The sequence below is a fragment of the Thiohalobacter sp. COW1 genome (assembly GCF_016629505.1).
GTDB lineage: Bacteria > Pseudomonadota > Gammaproteobacteria > Thiohalobacterales > Thiohalobacteraceae > Thiohalobacter > Thiohalobacter thiocyanaticus_A.
In genome coordinates, this window is record NZ_AP024239.1 from 2,399,678 (window position 1) to 2,422,247 (window position 22,570).

17 protein-coding genes are annotated in these 22,570 nt (G+C 62.8%); 9 read left to right on the top strand and 8 right to left on the bottom strand.

The features are described from left to right. Nucleotides 1–42: 42 nt before the first annotated feature. Entirely contained in the window at nt 43–438 is a 396-nt protein-coding gene (locus tag COW1_RS11265; RefSeq protein ID WP_096364408.1) for a hypothetical protein, read from the bottom strand. A gap of 238 nt (nt 439–676) precedes the next feature. After that, nucleotides 677–1,564 (bottom strand): phosphoribosylaminoimidazolesuccinocarboxamide synthase, encoded by an 888-nt coding sequence (locus tag COW1_RS11270; RefSeq protein WP_201344251.1) that lies wholly within the window; start codon nt 1,562–1,564, stop codon nt 677–679. Nucleotides 1,565–1,886: 322 nt separating this feature from the next. Between COW1_RS11270 and purE the strand changes: the two genes are divergently transcribed. The 4 genes from purE to gorA all read left to right on the top strand — a co-directional run bounded on the left by purE (nt 1,887) and on the right by gorA (nt 6,139). Continuing rightward, nucleotides 1,887–2,387, top strand: a complete 501-nt coding sequence (gene purE, locus COW1_RS11275; protein WP_201344252.1) for a 5-(carboxyamino)imidazole ribonucleotide mutase — start codon at nt 1,887–1,889, stop codon at nt 2,385–2,387. After that, entirely contained in the window at nt 2,384–3,514 is a 1,131-nt protein-coding gene (locus tag COW1_RS11280) for a 5-(carboxyamino)imidazole ribonucleotide synthase (RefSeq protein ID WP_201344253.1), read from the top strand. The genes purE and COW1_RS11280 overlap by 4 nt, the downstream gene beginning before the upstream one ends. A 352-nt stretch (nt 3,515–3,866) precedes the next feature. Further along, nucleotides 3,867–4,610 carry a glutathione peroxidase gene (locus COW1_RS11285; protein WP_201344254.1) on the top strand — a complete coding sequence of 248 codons (744 nt, stop codon included), beginning with the start codon at nt 3,867–3,869 and terminating at the stop codon, nt 4,608–4,610. A gap of 146 nt (nt 4,611–4,756) precedes the next feature. Continuing rightward, nucleotides 4,757–6,139, top strand: coding sequence for a glutathione-disulfide reductase (gorA, locus tag COW1_RS11290; protein ID WP_201344255.1), 1,383 nt, complete (start codon nt 4,757–4,759; stop codon nt 6,137–6,139). Between the two features lie 202 nt (nt 6,140–6,341). Here gorA and COW1_RS11295 read toward each other — a convergent pair whose 3' ends face one another. Beyond that, the gene (locus COW1_RS11295; protein ID WP_096364396.1) at nt 6,342–7,283 is read right to left on the bottom strand and encodes a LysR family transcriptional regulator; all 942 of its coding nucleotides are present in this window, start codon (nt 7,281–7,283) and stop codon (nt 6,342–6,344) included. A gap of 157 nt (nt 7,284–7,440) precedes the next feature. Here COW1_RS11295 and COW1_RS11300 point away from each other — a divergent pair, with 157 nt between their 5' ends. Then, nucleotides 7,441–9,387: a bifunctional diguanylate cyclase/phosphodiesterase gene (locus tag COW1_RS11300; protein ID WP_201344256.1), complete on the top strand. Its 1,947-nt coding sequence runs from the start codon at nt 7,441–7,443 to the stop codon at nt 9,385–9,387. A gap of 147 nt (nt 9,388–9,534) precedes the next feature. On the opposite strand, the gene COW1_RS11305 is transcribed toward COW1_RS11300, so the two are convergent. The 5 genes from COW1_RS11305 to COW1_RS11325 form a co-directional block, all read right to left on the bottom strand. Further along, a complete protein-coding gene (locus COW1_RS11305; RefSeq protein WP_201344257.1) occupies nt 9,535–10,125 on the bottom strand; it encodes a class I SAM-dependent methyltransferase in 591 nt (196 codons plus the stop codon). A gap of 245 nt (nt 10,126–10,370) precedes the next feature. Then, nucleotides 10,371–12,698 (bottom strand): nitric oxide reductase activation protein NorD, encoded by a 2,328-nt coding sequence (locus tag COW1_RS11310; protein ID WP_201344258.1) that lies wholly within the window; start codon nt 12,696–12,698, stop codon nt 10,371–10,373. 160 nt (nt 12,699–12,858) lie between these two features. Next, nucleotides 12,859–13,668: a CbbQ/NirQ/NorQ/GpvN family protein gene (locus COW1_RS11315; RefSeq protein ID WP_201344259.1), complete on the bottom strand. Its 810-nt coding sequence runs from the start codon at nt 13,666–13,668 to the stop codon at nt 12,859–12,861. Nucleotides 13,669–13,837: 169 nt separating this feature from the next. Further along, complete coding sequence (locus COW1_RS11320) at nt 13,838–14,197, bottom strand: ribulose bisphosphate carboxylase small subunit (protein WP_096364386.1); 360 nt, start codon at nt 14,195–14,197, stop codon at nt 13,838–13,840. Between the two features lie 138 nt (nt 14,198–14,335). Further along, complete coding sequence (locus COW1_RS11325; protein WP_201344260.1) at nt 14,336–15,757, bottom strand: form I ribulose bisphosphate carboxylase large subunit; 1,422 nt, start codon at nt 15,755–15,757, stop codon at nt 14,336–14,338. Between the two features lie 388 nt (nt 15,758–16,145). Here COW1_RS11325 and COW1_RS11330 point away from each other — a divergent pair, with 388 nt between their 5' ends. The 4 genes from COW1_RS11330 (at nt 16,146) to COW1_RS11345 (ending at nt 22,512) form a co-directional block, all read left to right on the top strand. Next, nucleotides 16,146–17,045, top strand: a complete 900-nt coding sequence (locus COW1_RS11330; protein WP_096364382.1) for a phosphate ABC transporter substrate-binding protein — start codon at nt 16,146–16,148, stop codon at nt 17,043–17,045. Between the two features lie 390 nt (nt 17,046–17,435). Further along, the gene (locus COW1_RS11335; protein ID WP_242466543.1) at nt 17,436–20,267 is read left to right on the top strand and encodes a molybdopterin oxidoreductase family protein; all 2,832 of its coding nucleotides are present in this window, start codon (nt 17,436–17,438) and stop codon (nt 20,265–20,267) included. 201 nt (nt 20,268–20,468) lie between these two features. Next, nucleotides 20,469–21,200 (top strand): 4Fe-4S dicluster domain-containing protein, encoded by a 732-nt coding sequence (locus tag COW1_RS11340; protein WP_096364378.1) that lies wholly within the window; start codon nt 20,469–20,471, stop codon nt 21,198–21,200. A 322-nt stretch (nt 21,201–21,522) separates the two neighbouring features. After that, nucleotides 21,523–22,512, top strand: coding sequence for a DmsC/YnfH family molybdoenzyme membrane anchor subunit (locus COW1_RS11345; RefSeq protein WP_096364376.1), 990 nt, complete (start codon nt 21,523–21,525; stop codon nt 22,510–22,512). Nucleotides 22,513–22,570: the final 58 nt, after the last annotated feature.

Consider the following 22,570-nt stretch of genomic DNA (forward strand, 5'->3'; position numbering starts at 1 on the left):
TCCTCGAATGAACCGGATCAGTAGCGGATACGAGGAGGATAGCTATTCCAGAAAGGCGCAGTCCCGCAGATACAGGGACGCTGAAGCAGGCGGACAGGTACGCACTGCGGCGATGGTTGGCGGCGGCCCGCGCCAGGCCTGCCAGGCAGCGCCGCCCCCCGGTTGCAGGGCCGGCTGATCGGGAAACCCGGCCGGGATCAGCGCGGCCGGCTCGGTGATCGGGCCGCTGCCGACCTCGGCCACCGGGCACAGGCCACCCTGGTGCTCGTGCTCGCAGCACTCCGGCGACTGCGGCTCGGGCTGCATGTGCTGGCAGTGATCGGCCGGCGGCGGCGCCGCGCCGGCCGCGGCCCAGCAGTGACCGCAGGCCAGCGACAGCCAGCCGGCCAGCAGTATGCCGACCAGGCTCAGAATGGATGAATGCCGCTGCCTGTGCATGACACCAAATATAACCCGCTGACACAAAAGGGCAAGCCGGTGATAAAGGGCGCCACGGAAAACACGGAAAAAATACATTTGAAAATCAATCAGCAGGTTGGGGCAGTTCAGTCCTGCGGGCCAGGTTAGTACAGCGAAGCCGACACGGACGCTGCATGTTGGGTTACGGCGCAATGCGCCTAACCCAACCTACATTCACTATTCCGTGTTTTCCGTCTATTCCGTGGCGCTCTTGATATCAATCGCCCGTCAGCCGGCGCTGGGCCTCGCGGTACTTCTCAGCCGTCTTCGCCACCACCTCCGGCGGCAGGTGCGGCCCCGGCGCGGTCTTGTCCCAGTCCAGGGTCTCCAGGTAGTCGCGCACATACTGCTTGTCGAAGCTGGGCGGGCTGGTGCCGACCTGATATTCATCCGCCGGCCAGAAGCGCGAGGAATCCGGGGTGAGCACCTCGTCGATCAGGAACAGCTGGCCGGTCTCGTCCAGACCGAATTCGAATTTGGTGTCGGCGATGATGATGCCGCGCTCGCGGGCATAGGCGGCGGCCTCGCTGTAGATGCCCAGGCTGACATCGCGCACCATGGCGGCCAGTCCCTTGCCCAGCAGGGCCTCGGCGCGGTCGAAGTCGATGTTCTCGTCATGATCGCCCACCTCCGCCTTGGTGGAAGGGGTGAAGATGGGCGTGGGCAGCTTGTCGGCCTGCTGCAGCCCGGCGGGCAGGTCGATACCGCACACCGCACCGGTCTGCTGGTAGTCCTTCCAGCCCGAACCGATGAGATAGCCGCGCACAATGGCCTCCACCGGCAGCGCCTTGAGCTTGCGCACCACAACGGCGCGGCCCTCGACCTGTTCCCGCTCGGCCGCATCCGGCAGCACCTGCTCCAGGGGCGTGTCGCACAGGTGATTGGGCACCATGTCCGCCATGTGCTCGAACCAGAAGTTGGACACCGCGGTCAGCACCGCCCCCTTGCCGGGGATGGGCTCGGGCAGCACCACGTCGAAGGCCGACAGGCGGTCGGTGGTCACGATCAGCAGCCGGTCCTCGCCCACGGCATAGATGTCGCGCACCTTGCCGCGCGCGACCAGCGGCAGGCTCTTGAGATCGGACTTGAACAGGGTCTCGCGCATGGGGGCGCTCCGGTCAGGCAAAGGCGGGATTGTAGCCTGACAGGGCAATTCACCACAAAGGAGGTCCCAAAGGCTTAAAACCGCGAAGGCGCAGAAGACGCGCGAAGTCATATAATGCTAATCGGAACTTGTATGTGTTACGTCATTCCGGCCTTCGTCGGAATGACGGCAAAGATATAGCAGGTGTACACGCACGCTTATGGCTTCTGCGCCTTTGCGGTTCAGGTTTTCAAGCCGCCGCGCGCCTGCCGCCGCCAGAGGTTCCCCAACCCCGCCCGCAGTGCTAGAATTACTTGTTTCCCAACGGAAACAGGTCACTACGATGAATGACGACAGCCCCCGCGTGGGCCTGGTGATGGGCTCCGACAGTGACTGGCCGGTGATGCAGAAGGCCGCCGAAATGCTGGAGCGCTTCGGTATCCCCTACGAGGCGAAGGTCGTCTCGGCCCATCGCACCCCGGACCGGCTGTTCGACTATGCCGCCACGGCGCGCGACCGCGGCCTGGCCTGCATCATCGCCGGCGCCGGCGGCGCGGCCCATCTGCCGGGCATGCTGGCCGCCAAGACCACCGTTCCGGTGCTGGGCGTACCGGTACCCTCGCGCTATCTCAAGGGTATGGACTCGCTGCTGTCCATCGTGCAGATGCCCAAGGGTATCCCGGTCGCCACCTTCGCCATCGGCGAGGCCGGGGCGGCCAATGCCGGCCTGTACGCCCTCAGTCTGCTCTCCATCGGCAATACCGATCTGGCCGCACGCCTCGACGCCTATCGCGAGGAGCTCAAGGCCATGGTCGACGCCATGCAGCTCCCGCCGCAGTCGTGATCCTGCCCGGCGCCACCCTCGGAGTTCTCGGCGGCGGCCAACTCGGCCGCATGTTCGTCATGGCCGCGCATGCCATGGGCTACCGGGTGATCGTGCTCGACCCCGATCCGCACAGTCCCGCCGGCCTCATCGCCGAGCAGCATCTGCGCGCCGACTACCAGGACCATGCCGCGCTGCAGGTGCTGGGCGATACCTGCTCGGCGGTAACCACCGAATTCGAGAACGTGCCGGCCGCCAGCCTGGATTATCTGGCCCGGCTGTGCCCGGTCCGTCCCGGACCCGCGGCCGTCGCCATCGCCCAGGACCGCATCCGTGAAAAGCGCTACATCCAGGAACAGGGGCTGGCCACCGCGCCCTTCGCCGTGATCGAGGAGCCCGAGGACCTGGACGAGGCCTTCGCCCGACTCGACCCGCCGCTGCTGCTCAAGACCGCCTCGCTGGGCTATGACGGCAAGGGCCAGGCGCCCGTCGACAGCCTGGAGCAGGCCCGCGCCGCCTTTGCCGAACTGGGCGGCCAGCCCTGTGTACTGGAGGCCCGGGTGGAACTCGAGCGCGAGCTTTCGGTCATCCTGGCCCGCAGTCTGAAAGGCGAGACCGCGGTCTATCCGGTGGGCGAGAACCATCATGTCGACGGCATCCTGGACACCACCATCGTGCCGGCGCGGATGCCGGCGGCGGTCACCGACCAGGCCGTGGACATGGCCCGCACCCTGGCCGAGTCCATGGATTATGTCGGCGTCATGGCGGTGGAATTCTTTCATACCCGTCAGGGTGAGCTGCTGATCAACGAGTTGGCCCCGCGCCCGCACAACAGCGGCCATTACACTCTGGATGCAACCATCACCTCCCAGTTCGAACAGCAGGTGCGCTGCCTGTGCGGTCTGCCGCCCGGCGACACCCTGCTGCTCTCACCGGTCGTGATGGTCAATCTGCTGGGCGATCTGTGGCAGCCCGAACCGCCCTGGGAGAAGCTGTTCGCCTACCCCGCCGCAAAGCTGCACCTCTACGGCAAGCGCGTGGCCCGCCCGGGGCGCAAGATGGGCCATTTCAACTGCCTGGCGCCGGAGCTGGACAACGCCTTGGCCCAGGTCGAACGGATCCGTGAAGCGTTAAGCGTTAAGCGTTAAGCGTTAAGCGTTAAGCGTTAAGCGTTAAGCGTTAAGTATCGCAGGATGGGTGGAGCGCAGCGCAACCCATCGATACCGGCAATTATGATGGGTTGCGGCGCAGGCGCCTCCACCCATCCTACCCGGATAGCGCAGGATGGGCTGACGCAGCGAAGCCCCTCACTCCTCACTCCTCACTCCTCACTCCTCACTCCTCACTCCTCACTCCTCACTCCTCACTCAATAATAGTCTACACCTATCGTTTGAATAGTTACTTTCGATTTCACAAATAACCACCCCGCCCCTATTCTTGTCTCCAAGCCAGACAGCACTGGCCATGATTTCCAACCGCAAGCTACAGGAGACACCGACATGCTGCAGGACAAGACCGGAAGCCGCATTCCGAACATCACCTTCCACACCCGTCAGAACAACGAGTGGGCGGACGTCACCACGGACGAGATCTTCAAGGGTCGCAACGTGGTCGTCTTCTCCCTGCCGGGCGCCTTCACCCCGACCTGCTCCTCGGCGCACGTGCCGCGCTTCAACGAGCTGGCTCCGGTGCTGCGCGACAACGGCATCGACGAGATCGTCTGCGTATCGGTCAACGACACCTTCGTGATGAACGAGTGGGCGAAGGATCAGCAGGCCGAGAACATCCGCTTCATCCCGGATGGCAACGGCGAGTTCACCGCCGCCATGGGCATGCTGGTGGACAAGGACGACCTGGGCTTCGGCAAGCGCAGCTGGCGCTACTCCATGCTGGTGCGCGACGGCGTGATCGAGAAGATGTTCATCGAGCCCGAGGTCCCGGGCGACCCCTACGAGGTCTCGGATGCCGACACCATGCTCGACTACATCAACCCGCAGGCCGTGAAGCCGCACGACGTGGTGCTGTTCACCAAGCCGGGCTGCCCCTGGTGCGCCCGGGCCAAGGGCATGCTGTCCGAGGCCGGCATGGAGTTCGATGAAATCAGCGTCGGCGAACAGGTCTCACTGCGCGCGGTGCGCGCCGCCAGCGGCAGTGACACCGTGCCGCAGGTCTGGATCGACGGCGTGCACATCGGCGACTCCGAGGCGCTGGCCGAGTGGATGCAGCGGCGGGAGGCTGCCTGATACGGCGGCGGCATTAACGCCGAGGACGCGGAGGCGCAGAGACGCAGAGATTTCATAAACTGATTTTACTTTGCGCCTCTGTACCCATAGGGCATAAACGCCTTTGCGCCCTCTGCGTTGTTATCACCATACCCAGGGAGATACCAATGAACAAGCACTATGACCTCATCGCCATCGGCGGCGGCAGCGGCGGGCTCGCCGTGGCCGAACGCGCCGCCCAGCTCGGCCGGCGGGTGGCCGTGATCGATGCGCAGCCGCTCGGCGGCACCTGCGTGAATGCCGGCTGCGTGCCCAAGAAGGTCATGTGGCACGCCGCCCAGGCCCGCGAGGCCGTGCATCAGGCCGGCGCCTTCGGCATCCGGGTACAGGACAAGGGTCTCGATTGGGAACGCCTGGTTGCCGGCCGCAACGCCTATATCGACGGCATCCGCGATTACTGGGCCGGCTATGCGCAGGACCAGCGCATCGACTGGATCCGCGGCCGGGCCCGCTTCATCGACGCCCATACCCTGCGGGTCGGCGACGAGCACTACCAGGGTGACCACATCGTCATTGCCACCGGTGGACAGCCAATCGTCCCGCCGGTGCCGGGAGCGGAGCTGGGCATCACCTCCGACGGCTTCTTCGAACTCAGGCAGCAACCGCGGCGCGCGGCCGTGATCGGCGGTGGCTATATCGGCGTGGAGCTGAGCGGTGCATTGCGCGCGCTGGGCTCCGAGGTGTCGATCATCGCCCTGGAGGATCGGGTGCTTGAAGCATTCGACCCCCTGATCAGCGACACCCTGATGGAAGCGATGCAGCAGCAGGGCATCGTGACCCACATGGGCTTTCAGGTCAGCGGGCTGGCGCGGGGCAGCGACGGTATCGATATCGTCTCCGCCCGGGGCGAACGCCTGGGCGGTTTCGACACCGTGATCTGGGCCGTGGGCCGGCGCGCCAATACCGAGGGCCTGGCGCTGGACCGCGCCGGGGTCGAGGTCAATCGCAACGGTGTCATCCCGGTGGATGCCTTCGATGCCACCAATGTGCCGGGCGTATACGCCATCGGTGACGTCACCGGCCGCATGCCGCTCACCCCGGTGGCGATCCGCGCCGGCCGGCAGCTGGCCGCGCGTCTGTTCGGCACTGCCACCGCGTCGATGGATTACACCAACATCCCCACCGTGGTGTTTGCCCACCCGTCGGTCGGGGCCCTCGGCCTGACCGAGCCGGCGGCCTGTGCCGAATACGGTGATGCGGTCAGAGTCTACGAGACCCGCTTCACGCCCATGCGTCACGCGCTCGGCAATGGCGGCACGCCGACAGCGATGAAGCTGGTCTGCGCCGGCTCGGAGGAACGTATCGTGGGTTGCCACCTGATCGGCGACGGGGTCGACGAGATGCTGCAGGGCTTCGCCGTGGCCATCAACATGGGCGCGACCAAGGCCGACTTCGACCGCACCGTCGCCATCCACCCGACCAGTGCGGAGGAACTGGTGACGCTGAAGCAGTCACGGCCGGGCGGCTGTGTGTTGGCGGATGTTGCCTGAGTCTGGGCGGGATTAACGCAGAGGGCGCAGAGTCGCGGAGACACGGAGACTATTGAAATACGAGATTGCTCATCCTTGCCCCTCCTCTGAAAGCACAGACTCACAAGCCAGCGAGGAGATACCAACATTATTCATTATCTTTGCGTCTCCGCGCCTCTGCGTCCTCTGCATTCCCCGCGCAAAGGCATGAAGACACCGCTGGTCAGCCCGCGTCCTTGTGCCGCGGACGGCTCACCTCGGGCAGACTGAGCAGGTTCCTGGCCTCCTTGAGCAGGAAGTGCTTGAAGGCCTGGGCCGCGGTGGACAGGCGCTTGCCGCGTCGGTGCACCACATACCAGTGACGCATGATGGGAAAGGTCTCCACATCCAGGATCGCCACTCGCTTGAGCGCCAGTTCCATCTCCAGGGTGTGCAGCGACAGCAGCCCCAGCCCCAGGCCGGCCTCGACACCCTGCTTGATGGCCTCGCTGGTACCCATTTCCATAGTGCTGCTGAGTTCCAGTCCGTGCTGGGCGAAGTGCCGTTCCATGGCCGAGCGGGTGCCCGATCCGCGTTCGCGGATGAGAAAGGTTTCGCTGGCCAGCGCCGCGAAGGGAATCCGGCTGCGCTTGCGCGTCAGCGGGTGATTGGTCGGGGCGATGACCACCAGGGGGTTGTCCATGAAATTCTCCGCCACCAGGTCCATGTCCTCCGGGGGCTTGCCCATGATCACCAGGTCGGTCTCGTTCTCGGCCAGGGCCCGGAGCAGACCCTCGCGGTTGGTCACGTCCAGACTGACAGTCACGTCCGGGTAACGCTGGAAGAAGGTGGCCAGCAGCCGCGGGGCGAAGTAGTTGGCGGTACTGGCCACGGCAATGCTCATATGGCCGCGCCGCATGCCCTTGAGCTCCTCGAACACCTGGGCGGCTTCCTCGAGCTTGTCGGTCACGGCGCAGGCATAGCGGTACATCTCCTCGCCGGCCTCGGTGAGGTAGGTCTTCTTGCCCTGCTGATCCAGCAGCGGCAGGCCCACGGCCTGTTCCAGCTGCTTGATCTGCATGGACACGGCCGGCTGGGTCAGATGCAACTCCTCCGAAGCGCGGGTGAAGCTCAGGTGACGGGCCACGGCCTCGAAGATGCGCAGCTGACGCAGAGTGACATTCATAAGCAATACCTTGTGGTCCGGTAGGGAATCATAAACCTCGTACCGACTCTATGCTACACTGCCGGAGCAGGCCTCCTGCCCCACGGGGGAGGCCTGTCATGGCATGGAAGCCTTTGGTTTGTTTTTGTTTTATTTTTGAGTTGCAGTTGCCAGGCTTATGAATGATACCGACACCTCCGGTGACGGCGGCGCCTACGCGCGCGTCCCAGCCCCCGACCAGGACACCATCTACCTGGACGCAGCCTCCAATCGCAGGCCCCAGAGCCTGTATCTGCGCAACGCCGGCATCGCCTTCCTCCTGATCGGCAGCGCCGCGCTGCTGCAGATGGCGGTGGTCTACGAATCCTTCCAGCCGCAGTTGTTCGTCATACCGGCACTGGTCGCCCTGGTCATCGCCTTCCTGCTGGCCCGGGTCAGCCTGCTCAAGGCACAGGTGCAGCGCGAAAACGCCCGCTTCCGCGCCGTGGCCGATGTGGGCCAGGAATTCACCTATTTCTGCTCCCGTGACGGGCACTATGAATATGCCTCGCCTTCGAGTGTGCAGCTGACCGGTTACCGGCCGGATGAATTCTACGCCAAGCCGGAACTGATGTCGGAACTGATCCACCCCCAGGATCGGGAACGCTGGCAGCAGCACCTGGCCAACCTCGGCACGAACAGGCAGAGCGACAACATCGACCTGCGGCTGATCCACAAGGATGGCCACACTGTCTGGTTCCAGCACATCTGCGGCCCGGTCCATGATGCCGCCGGCCGACTGATCGGCATCCGCGCGACCAACATCGACATCACCGAACGCAAGCAGTTCGAGGCGCGGATCGAGCGCATGGCCTATTACGACCCGCTCACCGACCTGCCCAACCGGCGCGCACTTAACGGTGAGATCGAGCAGCTGATGCGCAAATACCCGGCTGCCGAAAACCGCTTCGCGGTACTGTTCCTGGATCTGGACCGGTTCAAGCACATCAACGACAGCTACGGCCATGAGCTGGGCGACCAGCTGCTGGTCAAACTGGCCGACCGCCTGCGGCGCTGCTGTGAAAACCGGGCCACCATTTCCCGCTTCGGCGGCGACGAACTGGTGGTACTGGTACCTGACGTGGACAGCCCGAAAACGGCGGTCGACTATGCCGCTCACCTGCTCGACAGCATCGAGCGCCCCTTCATCCTGGAAGACAAGGAACTCTACATCAGCGGCGGCGTGGGCGTGACGCTCTACCCCTACGATGGACAGGACGCCGCCACCCTGATCCGCAACGCCGATGCCGCCATGTATCGCGCCAAGCAGTCGCGACACACCCGCATCGCGCTCTACAGCGAGGAGTTGATCGACAACATCGCTGCCTTTGTCAGCACCGAGAACCGCATCCGTCGCGGGCTCAAGGAAAACGAGTTCATTGCTCACTACCAGCCGCAGGTGGACATGCACAGCGGCCGGATCGTCGGCGCCGAGGCCCTGGCACGCTGGCAGTCGCACGACCGCGGGCTGATATCACCGGCCGAGTTCATTCCGGTAGCCGAGGAAACCGGCCTGATCGATCAGCTCGGTCGCAGCATCCTCAGTCAGGCCTGCAGCCAGATCCTGGAGTGGCAGCGCGCGGGCATCCGGCTGCCGCTGTCGGTGAATATATCGGGGCGCCAGTTCGCCGTACCCGGCTTCGTCGATCAGATCCAGGGCATCATCGGCGAATCCGGCATCAACCCGGCACAGCTGGAGCTGGAGATCACGGAGCAGGTGTTCCTGGAGGACATGGACGAGGCCACCGACAAGCTGTGGCAGCTGCGCGATCTGGGCGTATCCATCGCCATCGACGATTTCGGCATCGGCTACTCCTCACTCAGCTATCTCAAGCGCCTGCCCTTCAACACGCTGAAAATCGACCGCGCCTTCACCCGCGACATCTGTGAAGACGCGCGTGATGTCGCCATCCTGCGCGCAATCCTGTCGCTGTCGCGCGACCTGCGCTTGAACACGATCATCGAGGGTGTGGAGACCGAGGCCCAGAAGAAGCTGCTGCTGCGGCTGGGCTGCGATCGGGCCCAGGGCTTTCTGTTCCACAAACCGCTACCGGCGGCGGAACTGACATCGCTGCTGAAGAGCTAGATCATAGCCACGGAAAACACGGAAAGCACGGACATACATTATTACCATCTCACTGCCATGGCGCTGCGCGCCTGGCGATGAGATGGCAATACGCATACATGATTATTGTCCGTGCTTTCCGTGTTTTCCGTGGCTATATTCAATATTTCAGCCACGCACCGCCATGGCGACGGTGTACTGCCGTCCCTGCTTGACCTTGTCGTAGTTGCCGAACACGGCCTTCATCTCGCGCTCGAACAGACGCCGCAGACCGGTGATACTCACCACCCACAGCCGCCCGCCAGGCCGCAGCCGGGCATGGGCATCGTGCAGAATGATGGCCAGCAGTTCCTTGCCGACCTTGGCCGGGACATTGGAGGCGATAAGGTCGAACTTCAGCTTTGGATCGACATGCTGGAAGGCATTGCTCAGCATGGCCCGTGCATTGCTGATGCCGTTGACCTCGGCGTTGCGGTTGGCGTATTCCACAGCCATGAAATCCTTGTCCACCATCAGGGTCTGCCCTGCAGGCGCCAGCCGCGCCAGGGTCAGCCCGATGGGGCCGTAGCCGCAGCCCAGATCGAAGCAGTCATCGCCGGCATTCACCTCGATGTGCCTGAGCAGCAGCCGGGTGCCCTCATCGATCTCACGCGGTGAGAACAGCCCCCAGGTGGTATGGAAGCTGAGTTGCTGATCGCGCAGGGATTCGGTGAAGACAATGTCCTGGCGGATGCGGCGCAGATAGTCGTCGGCGGGCATGGCGTGAGGCGTGAACTATGAGTCGTCCGGGAGTATACCCGAACCGGGTTCAAGAGCGCCACGGAATACACGGAAAGCACGGAATAATGCAGGTTGGGTTCGTCGCTTCGCGCCGTAACCCAACATGCCGCGACAGTGTCGGGTTACGCTACGTTAACCCGACCTACGGCGCTGCACAATCCACCGAGGAGAGGGGTATAGATATATCTTTTTTCCGTGCTTTCCGTGTATTCCGTGGCGCTCTTCTATGAAGTCAGCGTCGCGAACAGCACCGGCAGCTTCTCCGGCAGACGCTCCACCTGATCGATGATGGTGTAGTTGTTGGCGCCGAAGATGCGCTTGACGTAGCTGTCGGCGTTGGCATCCAGTGTCAGGCAATAGCTCATGACACCCCGGCTATAGAGCTCCTCGACCGCCTTTTTGGTGTCATGGCGCAGGTACTGCGGATCACGCTCGTCGATATCGGCCGGCTCACCATCGGTGACCAGCAGCAGGAGCTTGCGCCGTTCGGGCTGCTTGAGCAGGTGCTGGGCGGCGTGGCGCATGGCCGCGCCCATACGCGTGGACAGACCGCCCTGCATGCCGGCCAGGCGCGACTTCACCATGTCGCCGAATTTCTCATTGAAATCCTTGAAGCGATAGTACTGCACATCGTGCCGGCCGTCCGAGGCGAAACCGTGAATGGCGAAGGGGTCGCCGATACCGTTGATGGCCGTGGCCACCAGGGCGCAGGCCTCGCGGGTCAGCTCCAGCACTGTCTTGTCGGAGCCTTCCACCTTCTCGTTGGTGGATTCGGACAGGTCCAGCAGCACCACTACGGCCAGATCCCGGTTCTTGATCACGTTGCGCATGGTGATGCGCGGATTGGGATGCTCACCCATGCGGATGGAGATCATCGCATCGACGGCGGCATTGATGTCGATCTCGTCGCCATCCTCCATATTGCGCACGCGCTGTACGCCCTCGGGCTGCAGCATATCGATGATCTGCCGGATGCGATGGGCAATGGGCCGGTGCTCGACCAGGATATCGTCGATGATCCCGGGATCGGCCCGGGACTGGCGCCGCTCGTGCAGGGTCACCCAGTCGGGACGGTGCAGCTGCACCTGGTAATCCCATTCGTGATAATGGTAGGGGTCGGAGATGGGCTCCTTGCCCTCCAGCTCATTGATGGTGCAACCCTCCTGATCCAGCCAGAAGGGGGTCTCCAGGCGCCAGACCTCCTGGGCATCGTCACCGGCCAGTTCGCAGTCCAGTTCGTTGACCATTTCCATCACCGATACCGTCTTGCGCACCTGGCGCTGGCTGGCTGGCACGTATTCAGCCCCCTGCTCCCAGGAGAACTCCTCGAACTCCCACACAATGCGGTTATCGTCCCGATACTGCAGACGGGCGCTTTCCAGGATACGCAGGCTGGGCACATCCTTGCGGGCGGCAAAGATATTGAACAACTCCATCCCCATATCCCAGGAGAATCCGCCATTGTCGCGATTGGCTTCAATATTGGCATGGAACTTCCCGGCGAAGGCATTGACCTGCTCGTCGTCGCAGCGATTTCCCGGCTCGAGCAGCATCAGGGCCAACTCCTCAATGCGCGCCACGGTGGGATGCTCCACCTCGCCCTGCTTTTCCGCCTGCAGCAGTGACTTCCACAGTCGCTTCAGGCCGGGGAACTCCTGCCCTGCACAGTACTCGACCCGCGCATCCTCGATCAGACCGATGAAGAACATCTGCGCCGGCGACAGCTGCTCGGCGGAAATGGAGCGGGTGGTGTAACACAGATGGGCTGCCGCATGGGCAGCGATAGCCCGATAGACCTCCAGCCCCTTGATGTCGCCTACATCGTCCACGGCATCGGGCAGATGCACGATGTGGGTATCGATGTAGGGCTTGAAACTGGACGAATCCGCCTCGGCCGGACGCAGGAAGAAGTCCCGCCCCCAGAATGCACGCAGGTAGAAATTCAGCTTGCGCTGCACGTCCACGAACAGGGTGCCGCGCCGTTCCTTCTGCAGAACCTTGAGGCTGTCAGCGGTCTTGAGGTCGAAATACTCGACCTGCTTCGCCAGATCACGGTGATACGCCCCGGCGCCGAAATTGACCCAGCGACGCAGCCCGCCCAGGGTCAGCTTGGTCAGCAACTCGTCGACATGCCGCAGCATGGGTCGCAGTCCGCGCGGCGCCTTGGCCGACATCTGATGGATGAGCTGCAGATAGCCACGCACCAGCTCGGCATCACCCAGCCGGCGTGCCGCGGTCGGCAGACTCGAGAACATCAGCGCGATGATCTCGCCCGAGGTCATGGAAGACAGCTTCATGGCCGCGGCGATCACGTCGCGAATCACATCCTCGCCGACCTCGCGGGCCACCATCGGCATCTCGTCCAGATAGGCCAGCACCAGGTCGTGACCGCGGCCGAGGCTGCACAGCCCCTTGGCGCCTTCCATGTATTCCTGCAGGCCCGCCGGCGACATGACCCGGGAGGCTTCCTGGAAGGTGGCTTCCAGGTTGTCGCGGATCTCGGGTGCTGCCTTCGCGAGGCAGTCGCTGTAGTCGTCGAGATTAATGGTCATAAGGTATCAACTGCTGAAATGTGTCACCACGTAGAAACGAAGAACTACGTAGGTCGGGTTAGCGTTGCGTAACCCGACAACCGCGGCACGTTGGGTTACGGCGCTGCGCGCCTAACCCAACCTACATTCCTTTGTGACCTTTGTGGTTCAAAATCGTTGTTTACCCGAAATAGGTGCTCACCGCCGCATCCAGGGTGTCGCGCATGTCCGGGTCGTCCGTCAGCGGGCGCACCAGGGTCATGCTGCAGGCGGCCAGCGGGTCCACACCCTTGTTGATCAGCTGACCGGCATAGACCAGCAGACGGGTGGAGATGCCCTCATCCAGCCCATGCCCTTTCAGATTGCGGGCACGGTGCGCGATCTGCACCAGCTTCTCGGCGATGGCCTTGTCGACGCCGGTTTCGCGGGCGACGATGCTTGCCTCGATGTCGGCCTCGGGATAATCGAAGTCCATGGCGCCAAACCGCTGCTTGGTGGACTGCTTGAGATCCTTCATCAGGCTCTGGTAACCCGGGTTGTAGGAGATCACCAGCTGGAAGTTCTCGTGGGCCTCGATCACTTCGCCCTTCTTGTCCAGCGGCAGAGTGCGGCGATGGTCGGTCAGCGGGTGAATCACCACGGTGGTATCCTGGCGCGCCTCCACCACCTCATCGAGATAGCAGATGGCACCGATACGGGCGGCGGTGGTCAGCGGCCCGTCCTGCCAGACGGTACCTTCCTTGTCGAGCAGGAAGCGCCCCACCAGGTCGGATGCGGTCATGTCTTCGTTGCAGGCCACGGTAATCAGCGGCCGACCGAGCTTCCAGGCCATGTACTCGACGAACCGCGACTTGCCGCAGCCGGTCGGACCCTTGAGCATTACCGGCATGCGCGCATTGTAGGCCGCCTCGTACAGCTCGACCTCGTTGGCGACCGCCTCGTAATAGGGCTCCTGCCTGATCTTGTATTGTTCGATCTTCGCGTCACTCATATCCGTACACCATCCTGATTTGCTGTTCTCTCGGGAACACCAGAACACAAAACCCGCGTCCAGGCCGGCTTCCGGCTCCTGGAATCCCCTTGTGCCCGGGGCAAAATAAAAAGCCCCTGTCCGGTGGACCGGGCAGGGGCTCGGACTTGCTGGCACTACCCGCCCTGAATCAGACCTTGATCGGGCCGCGGAAGATGACCATTGAAGCACCCTGCGACTGGGCGTAGTTGTCATAGCCGACCAGGCGCACGTGATGCTCGGGATGCGCCTTGTGGCAGGCCTCGGCCTCCCCCAGGATGCGATCGACGTCGGTCTCGCCGAACATCGGCAACTTCCACATGTACCAGTAGTGACCGAAGGCGTTCTCCGTCTCGGTATGCTCGATGGCCGGATTCCAGCCCTGCTTGACAATGTACTCCACCTGCTTGCGGATCCGGTCCTTTTCCATTTCCGGCAGATAGGAGAAGGTCTCGAACTTCCGGCTTGAAGGATCGCTCAGGCTGGATTCGTAATCTTGCATTTCGCTCATTGTTCAATCCTCGATAACGTAATACTTGAACTTGTTCGGCTGGCGACTGAAAACAAGGCGCGTACCGCGGCAACAGACCGCCGGCGGCCGCATCCCCACCGCAATGGCGATGGGGCCCCTGCTTCTCGCCTCGGTCGGTTACTTGTGCGACACGTCCAGCTTGTCCACGGTGTCGAACTCGAACTTGATTTCCTTCCAGGTCTCCATCGCGGCCTTCAACTCGGGGCTGCTCTTGGCGGCGGCGGTAAGGATTTCCTTGCCTTCCTTCTCGAGTTCGCGACCCTCGTTGCGGGCCTCGACGCAGGCTTCCACCGCCACGCGATTGGCTGCCGCGCCGGCTGCGTTGCCCCACGGATGGCCCAGGGTGCCGCCGCCGAACTGCAGCACGGCATCGTCGCCGAAGATGGTGACCAGTGCCGGCATGTGCCAGACATGGATGCCGCCGGAGGCCACGGCGAAGGCGCCGGGCATGGCGCCCCAGTCCTGATCGAAGAAGATACCGCGGCTGCGGTCTTCCTTGACGTAGGAGTCGCGCAGCAGGTCAATCCAACCCAGGGTGGAGGCGCGGTCGCCTTCCAGCTTGCCTACGACGGTGCCGGTGTGCAGATGATCACCGCCGGACAGGCGCAGGATCTTGGTCAGCACGCGGAAATGGATTCCGTGACGCGGATTGCGGTCGAGCACGGCGTGCATGGCGCGGTGGATGTGCAGCAGCATACCGTTGTCGCGACACCACTGGGCCAGACCGGTGTTGGCGCAGAAGCCGCCGGTGATGTAGTCGTGCATGATGATCGGTGCGCCGATTTCCTTGGCGTATTCGGCGCGCTTGAACATCTCGTCCGGGGTCGGGGCGGTAACGTTCAGGTAGTGACCCTTGCGCTCGCCGGTTTCGGCCTCGGCCTTGTGGATGGCCTCCATGACGAAATCGAACCGCTGACGCCAGCGCATGAAGGGCTGGGAGTTGACGTTCTCGTCATCCTTGGTGAAGTCCAGACCGCCGCGCAGACCTTCGTAGCAGGCGCGGCCGTAATTCTTGGCGGACAGGCCCAGCTTGGGCTTGATGGTGCAGCCCAGCAGCGGACGCCCGTACTTGTTCATGATGTCGCGCTCGACCTGGATGCCGTGCGGCGGACCGTTGCAGGTCATGACGTAGGCGATCGGGAAGCGAACGTCTTCCAGACGCAGGGCGCGTACAGCCTTGAAGCCGAACACGTTGCCCACCAGGGAGGTGAAGACGTTGACCACAGAGCCTTCCTCGAACAGATCAATCGGGTAGGCAATGAAGGCGTAGAAGGCTTCGTCGTCACCGGGCACGTCCTCGATGGCATAGGCACGGCCCTTGTAGTGATCCAGATCGGTCAGCAGATCGGTCCAGACCGTGGTCCAGGTCCCGGTGGAGGACTCGGCGGCCACGGCGGCGGCGGCCTCTTCACGCGGCACGCCCGGCTGCGGAGTGATCTTGAAGCAAGCCAGCAGATCGGTGTCCTTGATCGGGTAATCCGGTTCCCAGTAAGTCTCGCGGTAGTCCTTGACGCCCGCGCTGTAGGTTTTTCCAGCCATGCCCTAACTCCTCTTTGAAAAATTGCCAGTCGTTGTGCCGTCCCCGCCACGCCTGATGGACGTGGACAGCGAAATTCGTCTGTGCGACGCACCCGGATCAGCCATCCGGACGGGCAATATAGCGCCGGCAACCCATCGATAAAATTCAATAATTATGATGGGAACAATAAGGAACGCTTATCGTTACAATGACTAGACTAAGTCTTGATTATTATAAAACCGTTTCCATCACTCATATAGATAGTTCGGATCTGTGTCGGTTTCTGTGACCGGGGGAATAGTTCGCAGTCCAGCAACATCCTTATAGTCAGGGCATACACAATCACAACAGCCCGCCTTTCGGCGTCGCCTGAGACAACTATCTGATTTTTAACGAGGGAGCCATGCCATGATCCGATTACTGTACCGCCCTTTGGGGCAGGCCCTTGGTCTGTGCCTGTTTGCCGCCTCCGCCCTTGCCGCATCTGGCGGCCAGAGCCTCAGCCTGAATTGGGTCGGCTGCGGCATCAGCAAGAAGGCCTACATGCAGGAAATTGCCACGCTTTACGAGAAAAAGACGGGAATTCATATTGATATCGCCGGCGGCGGCGCCACCAAGGGGATCCGGGAAATCTCCGCCAACAAGGTCGACATCGGCGGCTCGTGCCGCTTCCGGCTGCCGAACAACAGCGCCGAGAGCGACGCCGTGATGGTACCCGTGGCCTGGGATGCCCTGGTCATCATCACCCATCCCGACAACCCTGTCGGCGATCTCACTCTGGATCAGCTGCGGCTGATCTACACCGGCAAACTCACCAACTGGAATGCGCTCGGCGGCCCTGACGCACCGATCAATGTCTATGTCCGCCAGGGCAACCTTTCCGGGGTTGGCTACAAGCTGCGCGAACTGGTCTTCGCCAATCCCGATCAGACATTTGCGGCAACCGAGGTCTTCCCTTCTTCCGGCCCGCTGGAGCAGGCCGTTGAGACCGACGTCCATGCCATCGCGGTCAGCGGCATCAGCAGCGCCCGCAAGCGCAACGTCAAGCTGATGCAACTGGAGGGCAAGGACCCGACCTATGAAAACATCCGCGACGGCGAATATCTGCTGTATCGGCCGTTGTACCTGGCCTACAACCGGGACGGCGAGAATGCCGAGGAGGTCAAGAAGTTCATCCAGTTCGTCCACGGACACGAGGGTCAGGCCGTGCTGCGGCACAACGGCACTGTGCCCTACCTGGAGGCGATTCACCTGGTACGCAAGAAGCTGGAACAGTCGAAGCGGGCCCGGGAGAATGCGGGACTCTGAGGCCGCCCTACCTTAATATACAGACATCAGATCAGGGCATTCCCCTCGCCCAACCATTGACAGGGCCGGCGCTGGAGCCGCCGGCCCTGCCGCCCGCCAGTCCTGACCCGCCAGCCTCCATAAAATAAATTTATTATCTTTCTTAAAACCAACCCATTGATTTTCAAGTGTCATAAAATTTATGATTATTAGAATATTATAATATTTTATGACAATTTCAGAAAAGCTAATTGGCAAAAAGCAGGCTATTCTAATACATTCGCTCGTCCCCGAATTGACATGCATCAACCACGGCCAGCAACCATGCGCGAAGACAACGTTATCCACAATCCGCTGGACAAGTCCACGGACCAGAACGCCCGCATCGAGACCAAAAACACCACCTGCTACATGTGTGCCTGCCGCTGCGGCATCCGCGTGACCCTGCGTGACGGTGAGGTCCGCTACATCCAGGGTAATCCGGACCATCCGCTGAACAAGGGCGTGATCTGCGCCAAGGGCGCCTCCGGCATCATGAAGCAGTACTCCCCGGCCCGGCTGACCAAGCCCCTGAAGCGCAAGGAAGGTGCCGACCGCGGCGACGCCCAATTCGAGGAGATCTCCTGGGACGAGGCCTTCGCCGTGATGGAGGAGCGCCTGAAGAAGATCCGCGCCACCGACCCGAAGAAATTCGCGCTGTTCACCGGCCGTGACCAGATGCAGGCCCTGACCGGTCTGTTCGCCAAGCAGTACGGCACCCCGAACTATGCCGCTCACGGCGGCTTCTGTTCGGTGAACATGGCCGCAGGCATGATCTACACCATCGGCGGCTCCTTCTGGGAGTTCGGCGGCCCCGATCTGGAGCGGGCCAAACTGTTCGTGATGATCGGCACCGCCGAGGACCATCACTCCAACCCGCTCAAGATGGCGATTTCCAAGTTCAAGCGCCAGGGCGGCAAGTTCATCTCCATCAACCCGGTGCGCACCGGCTACTCGGCCATCGCCGACGAATGGGTGCCGATCAAGCCCGGCACCGACGGCGCCCTGATGCTGGCGCTGACCCACGAGATCATCAACCAGGGCCTGTACGACCGCGAATTCCTGGTCCAGTACACCAACGCCGCCCAGCTGGTGAACATGGACGAGAACAGCACCGAGTACGGCATGCTGGTACGCTTCGAGGTACCGCCCGAGGAAGGCTGCTTCGATCCGCAGAACAAGCTGTGGTGGGATCGGGAGTTGAACCGCCCCATCTCCACCCACACCCCCGGCGCCGACCCCTACCTGCTGGGCGAGTTCAAGCTCGACGACGGTACGCCCGTGAAGCCCTCGTTCCAGCTGCTGGTGGACCGGGTCAAGGACTACACCCCCGAGTGGGCCGCCGAGATCACCGGCATCCCGGTCGAAACCATCAAACGCCTGGCGTATGAAATGGGCGTGACCGCGCGCGATCAGAAGATCGAGCTGCCCATCGCCTGGACCGACACCTGGGGCAACGAGCACGAGTCCGTGACCGGCAACCCGGTGGCCTTCCACGCCATGCGCGGCCTGGCGGCGCATTCCAACGGCTTCCAGACCATCCGTGCGATGTCGATCCTGATGTCCATCCTGGGCACCATCGACCGCCCCGGAGGTTTCCGTCACAAGGCGCCTTTCCCGCGCCCCATCCCGCCCTGTGCCAAGACCCCGAAGGGGCCCGGGGACGTCAAGCCCAACACCCCGCTGGGCGGCATGCCGCTCGGCTGGCCGGCCGAGCCGGACGATCTGTTCGTCGATGACCAGGGCAAGCCGGTGCGTCTGGACAAGGCCTTTTCCTGGGAGCATCCGCTGGCGGTGCACGGCCTGATGCACAACGCCGTCACCAACGCCTGGCGCCAGGACCCGTACCCCATCGACACCCTGCTCATCTTCATGGCCAACATGGCCTGGAACTCGTCCATGAACACGGCCGAGGTCCGCAAGATGCTCAACGACAAGGACGACAACGGCGAGTACAGGATCCCGTTCCTGATCGTCGCCGACGCCTTCGAATCCGAGATGGTGGCCTATGCCGACCTGGTGCTGCCGGATACCACCTACCTGGAGCGCCACGACTGCATGTCCATGCTGGACCGCCCGATCTCCGAATTCGACGGCCCGGTGGATTCGGTGCGCATCCCGGTGGTGCCGCCCAAGGGCGAGTGCAAGCCGTTCCAGGAGGTCATCGTGGAGCTGGGTTCACGCCTGAAGCTGCCCGCCTTCGTGCGCGAGGACGGCAGCCGCAAGTTCCGCGACTATCCCGACTTCGTGGTCAACTACGAGACCGAGCCCGGCTCCGGCATCGGCTTCCTGTCCGGCTGGCGCGGCAAGGGCGGGGAGAAGTTCCTCAAGGGCGAGCCCAATCCGAAACAGTGGGAGATGTACGAGAAGAACAACTGCGTCTTCCAGTACCATCTGCCCAAGTCGTACCAGTACATGCGCAACTGGAACCAGGGCTATCTGGAGTGGGCGCAGGACAACCGCCTGACCCGCTATGCCGAGCCGATCCTGATTCACATCTATTCCGAGGTGCTGCAGAAGTTCCGCCTCGCGGCCCAGGGCAAGTGGGACGGCAAGCAGCCGCCGGATCACCTGCGCAAGCGCATCGAGACCTACTTCGATCCGCTGCCCTTCCATTACGAGCCGCTGGAATCGCAGCAGACCGACCTGCACACCTATCCGCTCAACGCGGTCACCCAGCGTCCGATGGCGATGTACCACTCCTGGGATTCGCAGAACGCCTGGCTGCGCCAGATTCACACCTACAACTATCTGTACGTGAATCCGGTCACCGCCCGCGCCCAGGGCATCGAGGACGAGGACTGGATGTGGGTCGAGTCCCAGTGGGGCCGGGTCCGCTGCCTGTGCCGCTACTCCGAGGCGGTCGAACCCGGCACCGTCTGGACCTGGAACGCCATCGGCAAGGCCTCCGGCGCCTGGGGCCTGGACGCCGATGCCAACGAGTCGCGCAAGGGCTTCCTGCTCAACCACGTCATCAGCGAGGAGCTGCCGGCCAGCGAGTACGGCGAGCACCTGTCCAACTCCGACCCGGTCACCGGCCAGGCCGGCTGGTACGACGTGCGGGTGCGCATCTACAAGGCCGCCGAAGGCGAGCCCGAAATCAGCTACCCGCAGTTCGACCCGATGCCGACCCTGCCCGGCCAGGACACCTCGCGCAAGAGCAAGTGGCTCAAGTTCTTCGCCGGCGGCAGGAAGGCGGGCTGAGCCGTGAGAGATTAAACGCAAAGGCGTTTATGCCCTTCGGGTGCAGAGACGCAGAGTACGCAAAGAGATAAATAGTCCGTAGGTCGGGTTAGCGCAGCGTAACCCGACATGCCGCGGCCGCGTCGGGTTACACCTTTCAGGCTAACCCGACCTACATCACTTGGCGTCTTGGTGGTCAACGAAATACTAAGGTTATAGCAGATGACACAGTTAGCACTGGTAATCGATCTGAACGTCTGCGTGGGCTGCCATGCCTGCGTGACCAGCTGCAAGGAGTGGAACACCTCCGGCACGGCGGGCTACATGTCCGACGAGAACCCCTATGGACAGGACCCGACCGGCACCTTCTTCAACCGGGTGCAGACCTTCGAGGTGGGCGTATACCCGAACACCGAGACGGTGCACTTCCCCAAGAGCTGCCTGCACTGCGAGGATCCGCCCTGCGTGCCGGTCTGCCCGACCGGGGCCAGCTACAAGCGCGATTCCGACGGCATCGTGCTGGTGGACTATGACAAGTGCATCGGCTGCAAGTACTGCTCCTGGGCCTGCCCCTACGGCGTGCGCGAGATCGACGAGCAGCAGAAGGTGATGAAGAAGTGCACCCTGTGCGTGGACCGTATCTACGACGAGTCGCTGCCCGAGGCCGAACGCCAGCCGGCCTGCGTGATGGCCTGCCCGACCAACGCCCGACTGTTCGGCGACGTGCATGACGCCGAATCCGAGGTCTCGGTGGCCATCCGCGAGCGCGGCGGCTACCAGCTGATGCCCGAGTGGGGCACCAAGCCGGCCAACCACTATCTGCCGCGCCGCAAGGCCCGTATCCAGATCCACGAGGACGAGCTCGAGCGCGTCGACAACCCGCTGAAGAAGGAAGGCATCCACAAGGGCCGCGTCATCGACGAACCGACCCTGGATGACGTCACCAGCTGGTAAACCCCGTTTGCCGCCGACTGCCGGACCTGGGCTGCCGGTGGAACCCTCCGGGTTCGCGCAACGCACCGAATGCGCACCCGGCAGCCGGCGGCACCTTTATTTTTGAAGATCAAGGTCAAGAGCGCCACGGAATACACGGAAAGCACGGACAATACAAATTGAGAACAAAGCCAGCAGGCCGGGTTGGCGCAGCGTAACCCGGCATTGCCCTGGCATGTTGGGTTACGGCGCGAAGCGCCTAACCCAACCTACATTCATTCCGTGTTTTCCGTGTATTCCGTGGCGCATTTGAATTTTGTAGTTACAAATCGGAGCGAAATACATGCATCCCGCATTTTCCGTCATCTTCCTCACCACCCTGAGCGGCGTCGGCCAGGGGCTGTTCCTGGCGCTGTACACCGGCCAGGTCTATGCCGTGGCCAAGGTACTGCCGGGACATGCCGACACCGCGGCCTTCTATGGTTTGGGCAGCCTGATCGCCCTGCTGTTCCTGGGCGCCGGCCTGCTCGCCTCCTTCTTCCACCTGGGCCACCCGGAACGCGGCTGGCGCGCCATCGCCCAGTGGCGCACCTCCTGGCTGTCGCGCGAGGTCATCATCCTGCCGGCCTTCATGGGTCTGGTGTTCCTCTACGGCCTGGTTCACTACACCGGCTGGAATCCGGTCTTCTTCGAGATCGGCCAGCAGGCCAACATCGCCATCGACCTGTCCATGATCGTGGGCGCGATCACCACCGTGTTCGCCTTTGCCCTGTTCATCGCCACCGGCATGATCTACGCCTGCATCAAGTTCCTGCAGGAATGGGCCTCGCCGCTGACCGTGATCAACTACACCCTGCTGGGCAGCGCCTCCGGCTTCACCCTGGCGACCGGTTATGCCGCCTACCAGGGCGCTCCGGGCCTGCTCAAGTTCTACGGTGCCTGGGCCATCATCCTGACCGTGGCCTCGCTGATCACCCGCGGCGCCTCGCTGATCCGCAACGCCCGCATCAAGTACAAGTCCACCCTGCAGACCGCCATCGGTGTGCGCCACAGCAACATCCAGCAGAAATCGCAGGGCTTCATGGCCGGCTCCTTCAACACCCGCGAGTTCTTCCACCACAAGACCGCGGCCTTCATGAAGAGCATCAAGTGGATCTTCCTGGTGCTGGTGTTCCCGGTCCCGGTCGCGCTGCTGGCCCTGGGCCTGTCCTCGGCCGCGCTGGGTCTGCTGGCCGCCGCCTTCGTGGTGCAGTACCTCGGCCTGATCGCCGAGCGCTGGTTCTTCTTCGCCCAGGCGAACCACCCGCAGAACCTGTACTATCAGACGATCTGACTTCTGCGGCGTTAACACAAGGGTTATCCGTCATTGCGAGGCGCGAAGCGCCGTGGCA

Coding starts and splice junctions, on each gene's coding strand:
- COW1_RS11265 (WP_096364408.1), bottom strand. CDS start 438: ATGCACAGGCAGCGGCATTCATCCATTCTGAGCCTGGTCGGCATACTG.
- COW1_RS11305 (WP_201344257.1), bottom strand. CDS start 10,125: ATGCCCGCCGACGACTATCTGCGCCGCATCCGCCAGGACATTGTCTTC.
- COW1_RS11300 (WP_201344256.1), top strand. CDS start 7,441: ATGAATGATACCGACACCTCCGGTGACGGCGGCGCCTACGCGCGCGTC.
- purE (WP_201344252.1), top strand. CDS start 1,887: ATGAATGACGACAGCCCCCGCGTGGGCCTGGTGATGGGCTCCGACAGT.
- COW1_RS11315 (WP_201344259.1), bottom strand. CDS start 13,668: ATGAGTGACGCGAAGATCGAACAATACAAGATCAGGCAGGAGCCCTAT.
- COW1_RS11330 (WP_096364382.1), top strand. CDS start 16,146: ATGATCCGATTACTGTACCGCCCTTTGGGGCAGGCCCTTGGTCTGTGC.
- gorA (WP_201344255.1), top strand. CDS start 4,757: ATGAACAAGCACTATGACCTCATCGCCATCGGCGGCGGCAGCGGCGGG.
- COW1_RS11295 (WP_096364396.1), bottom strand. CDS start 7,283: ATGAATGTCACTCTGCGTCAGCTGCGCATCTTCGAGGCCGTGGCCCGT.
- COW1_RS11285 (WP_201344254.1), top strand. CDS start 3,867: ATGCTGCAGGACAAGACCGGAAGCCGCATTCCGAACATCACCTTCCAC.
- COW1_RS11310 (WP_201344258.1), bottom strand. CDS start 12,698: ATGACCATTAATCTCGACGACTACAGCGACTGCCTCGCGAAGGCAGCA.
- COW1_RS11325 (WP_201344260.1), bottom strand. CDS start 15,757: ATGGCTGGAAAAACCTACAGCGCGGGCGTCAAGGACTACCGCGAGACT.
- COW1_RS11345 (WP_096364376.1), top strand. CDS start 21,523: ATGCATCCCGCATTTTCCGTCATCTTCCTCACCACCCTGAGCGGCGTC.
- COW1_RS11335 (WP_242466543.1), top strand. CDS start 17,436: ATGTGTGCCTGCCGCTGCGGCATCCGCGTGACCCTGCGTGACGGTGAG.
- COW1_RS11340 (WP_096364378.1), top strand. CDS start 20,469: ATGACACAGTTAGCACTGGTAATCGATCTGAACGTCTGCGTGGGCTGC.
- COW1_RS11270 (WP_201344251.1), bottom strand. CDS start 1,564: ATGCGCGAGACCCTGTTCAAGTCCGATCTCAAGAGCCTGCCGCTGGTC.
- COW1_RS11320 (WP_096364386.1), bottom strand. CDS start 14,197: ATGAGCGAAATGCAAGATTACGAATCCAGCCTGAGCGATCCTTCAAGC.